Below are 13509 nucleotides of genomic sequence, written 5' to 3' on the forward strand. Positions count from 1 at the left end.
AGCTCAAAGTGAACGAAGAAAAGACGCACCTTACGCACAGTCGTGAGGGAGTGAAGTTTTTAGGCGTGGAGATCGGAAGTCGATATACCCGAATCCAAACCAAGAAACTGGACTTGTTCAAACAACGGCTTAAGCAGATGACGAAACGAAACGGCGGTAAACCGTTGAGTGATGTGATCAAACAGCTGAATCCGCTATTAAGAGGGTTCAGACAGTACTTCAGGATTGCCAATGCGAGTGGTGAATTCAAGAAAATCGCCCAATGGTTAAGGAGACGGCTTCGCAGTGCTCAACTAAAATTATGGAAGAAACCTAAACGGCTGCATCGAAGGCTCAAGCAACTGGGCTACAAGCCGCCGTTTAAGTACATCTCGATGACCAGTTGGAGAAATGCAGCGAGTCCATTAGCCAGCCACGCGATGCCAAACAAATGGTTCGATGAGCAAGGTTTGGTGAATCTTGAAGAAGTGAGAACGGGGTATGTGTTCAGTGTTTATACTGAATGGAAGTTTGCATGAGCCGTATACGAGGTCCGTACGTACGGTTCTGTGAGAGGGATGAGGCGGCAACGCCTCACCCTACTCGATATTGGAATGATTTTCCTCTTGGGCAATAATAAAAACCTCTCAAAAAATCACAAAATGGAGTATCCATGCAGTACACCCTAAGTGAACTTGCTATCTATCCGATAAAATCGATCCAAGGTATATCTTTACCATCAAGTCAAGTTGAGAGTACCGGACTTTGTGGAGATCGACGCTACATGCTCGTAAAACCTGACGGCGAATTCATTACGGGTCGAAAGCACCCAAATATCACATTGGTAACGGCTAAGCCTAGTAAAAACGGTGCGTGGCAGCTTTCACATCCAAAGCTCGCTCATGAGCTATCTCTCAATTCATCTGCCTTTTCCAATGAGTATGCAGAAGTCACTGTTTGGGATAACTCAGTCAACGCACAGCTTGCTCAAGAAGATGCTAATGCGTGGTTTAGTGAGATAGCAGGCGAAACAGTAAGATTGGTGTATTTTGGTGAAAAATCTGAACGTTTTACCAAAAGAAGGCCCGAAGTTCCTGTAGGTTTTGCTGATGGATATCCTTTTTTATTGACAACTGAAGCCTCTCTGGCTGAGCTTAATCGAACTTGTCCTGAAGATATTCAAATGGCGCAATTCCGTCCAAATCTGGTTATTAAAGGCAATAAGCCGTTTGAGGAAGACAGCTGGAAACGAATCCGTATTGGAGAGGTAGAATTTGAGAACGTTAAACCTTGTGACCGCTGTATCTTTACAACATTGAACCCAATCACAGCGCAACGAAGTAAAAAAGGCGAGCCGCTAAAAACGTTAGCTAAATTTCGTCTGCTTGATAAGGAAAGCATTACTTTTGGCCTCAATATGATTGCACTAAACACTGGAGTAGTTAACGTAGGCGACGGGGTTGAAGTTCTTGAATACAAAGAACCAGAAGTGTATGTAGACAGACGTAAAGCTTAAAGTTTTAAGTCACTCTCATCTATTTTCACCATGAAAAACATATAAAAAAGAAGGCACTCAGCCTTCTTTTTTTATATCAAGAATATTATTTCTTGGTTTAAGCTTCTATTTTAGCCAAGTATTCATCATATGTACCGTGGAAATCGACAATACCATCGCTCGTTACTTCAACAATGCGAGTCGCCAAAGATGACACAAATTCACGGTCATGACTGACAAAAATCAGAGTGCCTGGATAATTCTCAAGCGCTAAGTTCAGTGATTCAATAGATTCCATATCCATGTGGTTGGTTGGCTCATCCATGACAAGTACGTTAGGCTTCTGCAACATCAACTTACCAAATAGCATGCGCCCTTGTTCACCACCTGAAAGTACTTTCACTGATTTCTTAATGTCGTTTTGAGAGAATAAAAGACGACCTAAAGTACCGCGAATGATTTGCTCATCGTCACCTTCTTGCGCCCACTGCCCCATCCATTCTATTAAATCAACGTCTTTCTCAAACTCATGAGCATGATCTTGAGCGTAGTAACCGATATTGGCATTCTCAGACCACTTTACTTCACCTTTAGTTAGCTCTGTGTCACCAACTAAACATTTTAGTAAAGTCGTTTTACCGATACCGTTTGGACCAATGACTGCAATGCGCTCACCCACTTCAACCATCATATTCAGACCACTAAAGATCTCTTCATCATACGATTTTGCAACGTTTTCAATTTGCACAGCCATACGGTGCAGTTTCTTTTCTTGCTCAAAGCGAATGAACGGATTCTGACGACTTGAAGGCTTAACTTCTTCAAGCTGAATCTTATCGATTTGCTTAGCACGAGACGTTGCTTGTTTAGATTTAGATGCGTTAGCAGAGAATCGGCTTACGAACGATTTTAGTTCGTTGATTTGCGCTTTTTTCTTCGCGTTGTCTGACAATAGACGCTCGCGAGCTTGAGTCGCCGCCGTCATGTATTCATCATAGTTACCAGAGAACAAACGCAACTCACCGTAATCCAAATCCGCCATGTTAGTACAAACAGAGTTCAAGAAGTGACGGTCATGGGAAATGATGATCATGGTGCAATTACGCTCCACCAAGACACCTTCCAGCCAACGGATAGTGTTGATATCTAGGTTGTTTGTTGGCTCGTCCAGCAACAGAATCTCTGGATCAGAGAACAAGGCTTGAGCTAACAAAACTCGCAGTTTTAAACCTGGAGCTACTTCGCTCATCAAACCATAATGCTGCTCGGTTGGAATACCAACACCTAGCAATAACTCTCCAGCACGAGCATCCGCTGTGTAACCGTCCATTTCAGCAAACTCTGCTTCTAGATCACCTGCACGTAAGCCGTCCGCTTCTGTCATTTCAGGATTAGCATAGATAGCATCTTTTTCAGACTTGATCGCCCAAAGCTCTGTGTGACCCATGATAACGGTATCAATAACAGAATATTCTTCGTAAGCAAATTGATCCTGTTTCAATTTACCAAGACGCTCATTTGGGTCTTTTGAAACGTTGCCTGAACTTGGCTCTAAATCGCCACCTAAAATTTTCATGAAAGTGGATTTACCACATCCATTCGCGCCGATAAGACCGTAACGCTTTCCTTCTCCAAATTTGACAGAAACGTTTTCAAAAAGGGGTTTTGCACCAAATTGCATGGTGATGTTGGCCGTCGTTAACAAAGTATTCTTCCGTTTATCATGAGGTAAATAATTGTGCTCTTAGTAGACTAAATCGTCAGAGCAAAGCTGATCCGCGCATTATCGCACAGATTGACTCGACTCTTTAAGGGTGAAAGCATTTATTACCAAAAAAAGGCGAACTTACTGTTACAGACAGAGTCCAAAAACTATAAATACAATACAAAACGATACTACTGTTTTAGCTCGAATAAGCCTAAAACTAATATAAACCTATTGGCTATTCAGAAATGAATTTTTTGGCCGATGATATAAAAAGAACTCATATAGACGGAGAGAGAAATGAAAACCGTCCTAGCAAAAGAATCACAATACGACATATCGCCAAAGCATTTGAAAGAAGGCTCTATTTTTGGCGCTTTATCGGAAGCCTCTATTCAGTTTCTATTGAATGAAGGCGTTTTACACAAAGTCACCAAAGGCGATGAGATTTTTTCTTATGGCAGTAAGGGGGAAAGCTTCCATGCTGTATTACATGGCAAGTTGGACTTCTATAAGCAACATGGCGAAAAGAAACTACGAACCAGAACAATTTGCTTCGGTGAAGCAATTGGCTTCGTATCGATGATTGCATTACACGAACGAGTTGGCAGCCTTTGCGCACTAGAAGATAGCTTACTGCTCGAAATATCCACTCAGCTATTCAGTGACTTTCACGACCAATATCCATTCGATTTTGGAATTTTGCTAATGAACTTATCACGGGATATGGCAAGAACTATTCGAGCATTAAGCAATGCTTTGGTGGAAAACGATGTAGTGGTAAAAAGAAATTAAGGAGCTAGAAAAGTATGTAGAATCAAATTAAAGATAGACTGGCGTACAAGACCCCAGCCCATCCAAGAGTATTATTTTAAAGCAGCAACAACAGATACTTCGACCAATAACTCTGGTCTTGCCAATCTAGCTTCTACACAAGCTCTTGCTGGAGCATGCCCTTCAGGAATCCACGCATCCCAAACTGCGTTCATCGCTGCAAAATCTTTCATATCACGAAGATAAATAGTAGCAGATAAAATATAGGATTTATCTGTCCCTGACTGCTCTAACAAAACGTCCACTTTATCTAACATGGTTCGTGTTTGTTCGGTAATATCCGTATTCGCATCAGCACCAACTTGGCCGCAAAGATATACCGTTTCATTGTGCTTAACGATACGACTCATGCGTTGACCAACTTCCATGCGCTCAATGGTTGCCATAAAAACCTCTATTAAATTGAGAGTTAAAAAATCATAACTTTATTATTAGAATGTGTTCTATAAAACTCTTGATAAATTTCTAGCCGACTAATATAAAACGACAACGCATTAAAACTCCAGCCCTTTTTGAGCTTTAATACCTCGTTTAAATGCATGTTTTACTTCTTTTATCTCGCTGACTGTATCGGCCAATTCAATCAGAGCATCTGAAGCACCGCGACCAGTTACTACAAGATGCTGATTTTCAGGACGATTCATCAAGCCATTAAGTACATCATCTTCAAGTAAATACTCATAATGCAATAAGTAGGTTAACTCGTCGAGCACCACCAAATCGATACTTGGATCAGTCAACATAGCGGCGGCTTTTTCCCATGCTTGCTCAGATGAAGCGATATCAGATTCACGGTTCTGCGTTTCCCAAGTAAACCCCGCTGGCATGATTTCCCATTGCACGTTTGCTTGCTGCTTGAAGAAATCGATCTCACCTGTGTTCCATTCACCTTTTAAAAACTGAACCACCCCAACCTTCATTCCATGGCCCAAAGCACGGGCGACCATACCCAACGCTGAGCTAGATTTTCCCTTACCATTTCCTGTAAGCAGAACAAATGTACCTTTATCTTCTTGGGCTTTGGCAATACGTTTATCAACATGTGACTTAATCGCCTGCATGCGTTTTTTGTGTTGCTCTGGATCTTTAATGGTTTTTGACATGCAAATATCCTTTAAAATAGAAAAACCCAACCTGCGCTGACAAACATCGCAGATTAGGTTTATTTAAGCATAAGAGACAAAAAAGAAACTTATATACGATCGTCTTCAGGATCATAACCAAGATTAGGTGCTAACCAACGCTCGGCATCATCCTTACTCATTCCTTTACGTTCAGCGTAATCATCCACTTGATCTGGACCAATTTTACCGATACCGAAGTAAGTCGTATCCGGATGGGCAAAGTACCAGCCACTTACTGCCGCGGTTGGTAGCATGGCAAAGCTCTCAGTGATCTCCATATCTATCTTTTCTTTCACATCCAACAAAGACCAAAGCTTGGCTTTTTCTGTGTGATCAGGGCAAGCTGGATATCCTGGTGCCGGACGAATACCTTGGTATTTTTCTTTGATCAATTGCTCGTTGGTTAATTCTTCAGCTTCAGCATAGCCCCAAAATTCTTTACGCACTTTTTCGTGTAAATACTCTGCCGTCGCTTCAGCCAACCGGTCAGCCACCGCTTTGATCATAATAGAATTATAATCATCATGATCTGCTTCATATTTCGCCACAAGAGGGTCAATACCAAAACCTGCAGCACAGGCAAAAGCACCAATATAATCCGCCACACCACTTTCTTTTGGTGCCACAAAATCTGCTAGACTGTGGTTATATTTACCAGGCGCTGTTAATTCGTTTTGAATTCGAAGAAAAGACAAACGCTCGACGACTTCGCTACGAGATTCGTCTGCATAAATTTCAATATCATCATGATTTACTTGGTTGGCAGGGAATAATCCAACCACAGCACGAGCTTGCAAACTCTTGGTCGCAATCACTTCGTCAAGCATCTTCAATGCATCTTCGAAAACACGCGTTGCCTCAACACCGACCACGTCATCGGTAAGAATGCGTGGATAAGCGCCAGCCAACTCCCACGTTTGGAAGAATGGCGTCCAATCGATGTAATCTTTAACCAAATTAAGATCAATATCATTTTCGGTTAGTACCGTGATACCAAGCTTTTTAGGCTGAACCACATTACTGCCATCAAATGCAATTGGAGCTTTATTCTGCCGTGCTTTATCCAAGGAGACTCGACGACCCGCTTTGGCTCTGTCTTTATAACGAATTCGAGTTTTTTCGTAGTCAGCTTTAATTTCATCGACAAATTTCTGGCGGCGCTCTTTGTCTTTGCTTAACAAAGCACTTGCTACACCAACACTTCGAGATGCATTGGTAACATGTACTACTTGATTACGTTTATAGTTTTGCTCAATTTTTACTGCTGTGTGGGCTTTTGACGTGGTGGCTCCGCCTATCATAACGGGTAAATCAAATCCTTGGCGCTCCATCTCTTTTGCCACATGTACCATCTCATCAAGAGACGGTGTGATCAAGCCAGACAAACCAATCATGTCCGCACCTTCTTCTTTGGCTGTGCGCAAGATTTTTTCTGCGGGAACCATGACACCAAGATCGATCACTTCAAAGTTATTACATTGCAAAACGACGCCAACGATATTCTTACCGATATCATGAACGTCACCTTTTACAGTGGCCATAACGATTTTGCCATTACTAGATGAAGCTGTATCCATATTAAGACGCTTCTCTTCCTCGATAAAAGGCATCAAGTAGGCAACGGCTTTTTTCATTACACGGGCGGATTTTACCACTTGTGGTAAGAACATTTTGCCAGAACCAAATAGATCACCAACAATGCCCATTCCATCCATTAACGGCCCTTCGATCACTTCAAGAGGTCGGGCAAAGGCTTGACGTGCTTCTTCAGTATCTTCATCTATAAACTCTGTTATACCTTTCACTAGAGCATGACTAAGACGCTCTGACACAGGCAAACCTCGCCATTCTTGGGTTTCTTTTTCCGCTACTTCGCCAGTACCAGCAAACTCGCCAGCTATAGCAAGCAGATTATCTGTTGCATCAGGTGTACGGTTAAGTACCGCATCTTCTACAGCGTTACGCAGTTTCGTTGGGATATCTTCATACAAAGCAAGTTGCCCTGCGTTGACGATCCCCATTGTCATACCCTGTTTAATCGCATGATATAAGAACACAGCGTGAATCGCTTCGCGAACAGGATTATTACCACGGAACGAGAAAGACACGTTAGATACACCACCAGATACCTTGGCATAAGGCAGTTCGCGGGTAATATCACCCGTAGCCTCAATAAAGTCCAAGGCGTAACGGTTGTGCTCTTCGATACCTGTTGCGATGGCAAAGATATTTGGGTCGAAAATAATGTCTTCTGGTGGAAAGCCAACTTCATCTACCAATATGTGGTACGAACGGCGACAAATCTCAATTTTACGTGCACGAGTATCTGCTTGGCCAACTTCATCAAACGCCATTACGATGACTGCAGCACCATATTTCATAAGCTTACGAGCTTGTTCGCGAAATTTGTCTTCGCCCTCTTTCATACTGATAGAGTTAACAACACCCTTACCTTGAATCCATTTCAGACCCGCTTCTAGGATTTCCCATTTAGAAGAGTCGAGCATGATAGGCACACGAGAAATATCAGGCTCAGATGCGATGAGTTTAAGGAATCGCTCCATCGCCGCTTGCGAGTCCAACATGCCTTCATCCATGTTGATGTCGATAATCTGCGCACCGTTTTCAACTTGCTGTCGAGCCACATCCAAAGCCGTATCAAAATCACCTTCTTTAATAAGACGTTTAAACATTGCCGAACCGGTAACGTTAGTACGTTCACCGACGTTAACAAACAAACTGTTACCATCGATATTAAAAGGCTCAAGACCAGATAAGCGGCAGGCTTTTTCAATCTCTGGAATTACCCTTGGAGTTGAATCTGCAAAGGCTTTTGCGAACGTGGCAATGTGTTCTGGTGACGTACCACAACACCCCCCGATGATATTCAGAAAACCAGAGTCTACCCACCCTTGAATTTCTTCTAACATTTCTTCTGGGGATTCATCATATTCACCAAAGGCATTTGGCAATCCAGCGTTCGGGTGAGCAGATACGTGAGTGTCGGCAATACGTGAAAGCTCTTCAACATACTGACGTAATTCTTTTGGACCTAAAGCACAGTTCAAACCAACTGAAATAGGCTTAGCATGAGAAATAGAGTTCCAAAAAGCTTCCGTGGTTTGACCGGATAAAGTACGACCAGAGGCATCAGTAATGGTGCCAGAAATCATTATCGGATAACGCACACCCGTTTTTTCGAAGTAATCCAATACAGCATAGATAGCGGCTTTCGCATTCAAGGTATCGAAGATAGTTTCAATTAAGATAATATCAACGCCACCCTTGATTAAACCATCAACGGCAGTAGTGTAAGCATCTACCAACTCATCAAAATGTACGTTACGAAAACCAGGGTCATTAACATCAGGTGAAATAGTACAAGTTCGACTAGTGGGTCCAACAGCCCCTGCTACAAATCGCGGTTTATTTGGATTTTGTTTGGTAAATTCATCTGCCGCTTCACGTGCTAAGCGAGCCGATTCAAAATTCAGCTCGTAGCTGAGGCCTTCCATGTGATAATCAAGCATGGATATATAATTGGCGTTGAAAGTGTTGGTTTCAATGATGTCCGCTCCAGCAGCAAGATAACTGGAATAAATATCTTTGATTATCTTTGGTTGAGTCAAAGAAAGCAGGTCATTGTTACCTTTTAAGTCACTATTCCATTCAGCAAAACGTTCGCCGCGATAATCTTTTTCTTCTAATTTATATCCCTGAATCATGGTGCCCATGGCACCATCTAGAATCAATACGTTTTCAGCTAGTCGTTTCTCAATAATAGAATACGAATCGGACTTTACCACTCTCACCACCTCAAAAAAGAATATGCAAATGTACTATACCGAAAAGTGCTGCTTTGCGCGTTGAAAAAAAGTAATGAGGAGTTGAATGATCCGAGGGTAAAAAAACGAAGCTAACAAATCAAGGTTAGCTTCGCCATTTTTTAATGTCGCAGAAGTTTTAAGAATTCAGTTCTTGATTATTTTTTGATTTGTTAATACGGCCAATAAGAAAACCACCTAACAAGCCAAGCAAAATTGCAATTCCCCAATAACCATATTTTTCAATTAGGTTAGTATTAATCAAAGATAAGGTCTCATTACCTCGATATACTTGTCGTTGAATCGTTTGATCTTGGAAGGCAATTTGCTGACTAACAAATAGATTAAGTTGTGCTTCCGGCTTTTCGTTTAATCCAGCTACGCGCCAGCGCCATTGCAAACGGCCATTTTGAACGACTGCGCTAGCGATACGATCACTGATCATTTGAATATCACTGTCAGTAACTAACTCAGCTTGATAGACCTGACCGGAAAGTGAAGGACGAACGTCTGCAGAAACCAAAATTTCAAAATTGTTATGCAAAGCAATTTCATTAGGCAGTTGCCACTGTACGTTCTGTAATGTTGAGCTCATTTGCGATTGCAAAGCTTCTATTGCTGCAGTTACTGATATACCGCTATTTTCGTTTGTTTCCAACGCTTGTTGAGTACTGGCTAGGCTAGCAGATAATGCGCTAAGTTCCGTTTGACTAGCGACGAGCTGCTCTTCAGCTGCATTAAGCTGGGCGGTTAACGCAGCATTATTTTGCTGAGCTTGAGCTAGTTTATTATCAAGCTCCTTCCAGCGAGCCTCATAATCCGCACCTTCATCAAGTGCTGACTCCAATTTTAAAACATCACTTTTATATTCTTCGATAAGGGCTTTTTGCTTTACTAGTTGGTTTTTTAAGTCAGCCAGCTCAATCCGCATCCGCTCATTTTCACGCTCGTAATCTGAATTATCATCCGTAATTGGCTGAATAACTGGAGCGCTTGATTGCGGCACGCTTTCGGAACGAGCAGAGTCATCGCCACCTAATGATTGAATTTTGTCCCATAAAACTTGATGCTGAGCTCTTGCATCAGAAAGAGCTCCCCCTAACATCAAATTTTCTTTTTTAAGGGCTGTAAGCCGTTTTTGATTGGCTTTATTATCCGCTTCTAAATTAGCGTATTTGCTTTGTAATTCTGCATTATCATCCAACAATGCAAAATAGCTTTGTTTAAAGTCATCTTGTGATGTCGGCAGATTTTCTAAGCTAGACACCTGCTGTTTTAATGAAGAGTTTTCATTCTCCAGCTGACCGATACGACGTGTAAGTAAATCATTATCTAATTTTAATGCAGCATAGCGTGATTCAAGTGATTCTCGTAATTTCTTTTGTTCTTCTAATGCCGCTAAAGTTTTGGCGCTCGACGGTGATTTCTGCAACTTAGTTATGATGATGTCTTTTTCATCAAGAGATTTATTTAAGGAAGCAAGCTGCCTTTTATTACTCGCAAGTTGTTTTTGAAGGGAATCAATCAGTGTGTTTTTTGCCCCTACCCCTTTTTCTAATTGCATTTCTTTTACGTTAACAACTGGGGCTTGAGATGTGGTTTGAGAAACTGATTCGGTAGAACTAGCAGTTGGCTCAATCACAGAGTCAGTCTGCTGGCGTGAAGATGTCGTACAGCCTGACATCATTAGGCCCAAAGTAATAGGAATCAAAATCGTCGTACGTACTTTCATTTTTCGCTCCTTAATAAACTCAAGGTCGACAATAGGTTAACACTCTTATGCCAGAATTAAGTATAGAATGCAAAGAAGTAGTAAAGGTAACCATTTAATCCATATCATAGAAAAAACAAAAAAGCCCTTGAAGAGAACTCCTCAAGGGCTTTGTAACTTTAATCTAGCCACTCTATTAATTACTACGCAAGACTTTTAGAGATAACTTCATAAACATCTTTAGACAAATCTTCCGCTAAAATACGTTCAAGTTCAGCTTTCATTTTTAGACTTAGCTCTGGCTGCAATTTTTTCCATCGCGTTAATGGTGTGCAAAGACGAGAAGCAATTTGCGGATTGCGTTTATTCAATAAAATAATTTGGTCAGCTAAGAAATGATAACCGCTGCCATCTGCCTTATGGAAACCTGCAACACTCTGTCCAAAACCTCCAAGTACAGAACGAACTTTATTTGGATTCTTCAAATCAAAGGCCGGATGTTCCATCAAGCTTTGAACAGTAGCCAAAGCAGTTTCTTGCTCTTGGCTAGCACTTAGCATTAACCATTTGTTCACAACCAGTGGCTCAGTTTTCCACTGCTCATAGAAAGCAGCCAGTAGCTCCGCTGCCTTATTATGTTGAGAATTCACAGCAATAGAAAGCGCAGCAAATTGATCTGTCATGTTATTTGCCGTTTGAAACTGCGTCACAACCTCTTGCTGAGCAAGCTCATTACCCGTTTCAACCCAATAAGATAAGGCAATATTCTTCAATGAACGGTGAGCGATATCTTCAGCGGTTGCTTGGTACTCGCCTTGGATTTTATGTTCGTGATAAACACGTTCAAAGTCTGTCGACAATGCATTAGCCAACTGGCCTTTTAAATATTGGCACGCTTGTTTAATGGCGGCTGGATAAATCGGATTAGCTAATTCAGATAAGTAAGCCTGACTTGGTAATGCAAGAATTAACGCCACCATCGCCGGGTCTAGCGTTTCATCATTTAATAAGGCTTTAAAGCCATGAACTAACTGAGAATCAATCGATAATTCTTTTCCTTCAATTACTTGATTGATTAACGCTGTAAGTTCGTTAACCGCTAATTGTTGCGATGCACTCCAACGGTTAAAACCATCGGAATCAGATGACATTAAAAGCAATAGATCCTTTGTGGAAAAATCGTAACGTAATTTCACCGGTGCAGAAAAGCCGCGTAGCAAAGATGGCACAGGTTTCACGGTTAAACTACTAAACTCAAATTCTTGCTTGCTAGATTTCAAGTGCAACACATGATCTTCTGCAACAACGCCATTCACCTCTGCTGATAAGGCTGTACCTTGCTCATTAAGTAAACCAACACGTATAGGGATATGCAGCGGTAATTTTGTTGGTTGACCTGGTGTGGCTGGCGTATCTTGCAACATGGTTAAACGATAAATTCCGGTTGCTTCGTCAAAGCTATCTGTGACAGTAATAATCGGCGTCCCTGCTTGAGAGTACCAGCGTTTGAATTGAGAAAGATCAAAGCCAGAGGCATCTTGCATTGCAGCAACAAAATCATCACAGGTCACGGCTTGTCCATCGTGACGATCAAAATACAAATCTGAACCAGCACGGAACTTTTCAGCGCCTAACAATGTATGAATCATGCGGACAATTTCTGCGCCTTTTTCATAGACAGTCAGAGTGTAAAAGTTAGAAATTTCGATGAAGGATGCTGGACGTACAGGATGCGCCATTGGACCTGCATCTTCAGCAAATTGCGCTGTTTTAAGGAAAGAAACGTCTTCAACGCGTTTTACAGTTTCAGAATGCATATCCGCAGAAAAAGTCTGATCACGGAATACGGTAAAACCTTCTTTTAAACTTAACTGGAACCAATCACGGCAAGTAACACGGTTCCCAGACCAGTTATGGAAGTATTCGTGGGCAACGATCGCTTCTACTCGTAAGTAGGTATCGTCGGTGGTTGTCTCTGGGCTAGCAAGCAAACAAGAGGAATTGAAAATATTCAGCCCTTTGTTTTCCATTGCCCCCATATTGAAATCATCTACAGCAACGATCATAAAAATATCCAGATCGTATTCACGTCCGTAGGTTTCTTCATCCCAACGCATAGAGCGTTTTAGTGCTTCCATTGCGTAATCGACTTTATCGATATTGTGCGACTCGGTGAAAATTTGCAGTTTAATATCGCGGTTACTTTGTGTCGTAAACACATCATTTTTTACCGCAAGATCACCCGCAACCAAGGCAAAAAGGTAAGCTGGTTTAGGGAATGGGTCGTGCCATACAACAACAGTTTTACCTTCGTCCGTTTTACCACGTTCCACTTCATTACCGTTGGACAACATCACTGGGTAGCGAGTTTCGTCGGCAATGATAGTGGTAGTAAACACTGACATTACATCAGGACGATCGAGGTAATAGGTAATGTGGCGGAAACCTTCGGCTTCACACTGTGTACAGAACATAGAAGACGAACGATATAGACCTTCTAGGCGTGTGTTGTTTTGCGGCTCAATCAAGGTTTCACAGGTCAGAACAAATTCATCCGCGGTCGCTGTAATAATCAGTTTGTCTTCACTGATTCGGTACTCCTCTGGAGGTAGCGCATAGTCATCCATGGCAACACCTATCAGTTTAACGTCTTCACCACCGTCTAGAATCAAAGGTGCTGTCGATTTACCAAAGGCTGGATTACGGCGCATATGCAGACGAGAAGTAACGATCGTTGTCGCTTCATCTAGATCAAATGTGAGTTCTGTTTTATCAATTAGAAAAGGAGGGACTTTATAGTCTTTCAAATAAATCGCTGAAGGTTGACTCTCTTTCAT

General features: G+C 41.8%; 9 protein-coding genes. 3 read left to right on the plus strand and 6 right to left on the minus strand.

What is annotated here, in order from left to right:
• Both B6N13_RS14805 and B6N13_RS14810 read left to right on the plus strand, forming a co-directional pair.
• Positions 1–518, plus strand: a 518-nt coding sequence (locus tag B6N13_RS14805) for a group II intron maturase-specific domain-containing protein (protein ID WP_282434081.1), incomplete at its 5' end; no start/stop codon positions are given.
• Positions 519–652: 134 nt separating this feature from the next.
• A complete protein-coding gene (locus B6N13_RS14810) occupies positions 653–1495 on the plus strand; it encodes an MOSC domain-containing protein (RefSeq protein WP_012069875.1) in 843 nt (280 codons plus the stop codon).
• Between the two features lie 97 nt (positions 1496–1592).
• On the opposite strand, the gene B6N13_RS14815 is transcribed toward B6N13_RS14810, so the two are convergent.
• Entirely contained in the window at positions 1593–3179 is a 1587-nt protein-coding gene (locus tag B6N13_RS14815) for an ABC-F family ATPase (RefSeq protein ID WP_169459812.1), read from the minus strand.
• A 300-nt stretch (positions 3180–3479) separates the two neighbouring features.
• Between B6N13_RS14815 and B6N13_RS14820 the strand changes: the two genes are divergently transcribed.
• Complete coding sequence (locus B6N13_RS14820; RefSeq protein WP_169459813.1) at positions 3480–3974, plus strand: cyclic nucleotide-binding domain-containing protein; 495 nt, start codon at positions 3480–3482, stop codon at positions 3972–3974.
• A 71-nt stretch (positions 3975–4045) separates the two neighbouring features.
• Here B6N13_RS14820 and B6N13_RS14825 read toward each other — a convergent pair whose 3' ends face one another.
• From B6N13_RS14825 to pepN, 5 genes are all read right to left on the minus strand, one after another.
• A complete protein-coding gene (locus B6N13_RS14825; protein ID WP_012069872.1) occupies positions 4046–4399 on the minus strand; it encodes a RidA family protein in 354 nt (117 codons plus the stop codon).
• Positions 4400–4507: 108 nt separating this feature from the next.
• On the minus strand, positions 4508–5116 hold the full coding sequence (gene cobO, locus B6N13_RS14830) for a cob(I)yrinic acid a,c-diamide adenosyltransferase (RefSeq protein WP_012069871.1): 609 nt from the start codon (positions 5114–5116) through the stop codon (positions 4508–4510).
• Between the two features lie 89 nt (positions 5117–5205).
• Positions 5206–8943, minus strand: a complete 3738-nt coding sequence (metH, locus tag B6N13_RS14835) for a methionine synthase (protein ID WP_169459814.1) — start codon at positions 8941–8943, stop codon at positions 5206–5208.
• A gap of 157 nt (positions 8944–9100) precedes the next feature.
• A complete protein-coding gene (locus B6N13_RS14840) occupies positions 9101–10693 on the minus strand; it encodes a hypothetical protein (protein ID WP_169459815.1) in 1593 nt (530 codons plus the stop codon).
• A 182-nt stretch (positions 10694–10875) separates the two neighbouring features.
• Entirely contained in the window at positions 10876–13509 is a 2634-nt protein-coding gene (gene pepN, locus B6N13_RS14845; RefSeq protein WP_169459816.1) for an aminopeptidase N, read from the minus strand.

Source organism: Marinomonas sp. UCMA 3892 (assembly GCF_012726345.1).
GTDB lineage: Bacteria > Pseudomonadota > Gammaproteobacteria > Pseudomonadales > Marinomonadaceae > Marinomonas.

Excerpts from the sequence above, each read along its gene's own strand:
- cobO (WP_012069871.1), bottom strand. The coding sequence starts at position 5,116 with ATGTCAAAAACCATTAAAGATCCAGAGCAACACAAAAAACGCATGCAG.
- B6N13_RS14840 (WP_169459815.1), bottom strand. The coding sequence starts at position 10,693 with ATGAAAGTACGTACGACGATTTTGATTCCTATTACTTTGGGCCTAATG.
- B6N13_RS14810 (WP_012069875.1), top strand. The coding sequence starts at position 653 with ATGCAGTACACCCTAAGTGAACTTGCTATCTATCCGATAAAATCGATC.
- B6N13_RS14820 (WP_169459813.1), top strand. The coding sequence starts at position 3,480 with ATGAAAACCGTCCTAGCAAAAGAATCACAATACGACATATCGCCAAAG.
- pepN (WP_169459816.1), bottom strand. The coding sequence starts at position 13,509 with ATGAAAGAGAGTCAACCTTCAGCGATTTATTTGAAAGACTATAAAGTC.
- B6N13_RS14825 (WP_012069872.1), bottom strand. The coding sequence starts at position 4,399 with ATGGCAACCATTGAGCGCATGGAAGTTGGTCAACGCATGAGTCGTATC.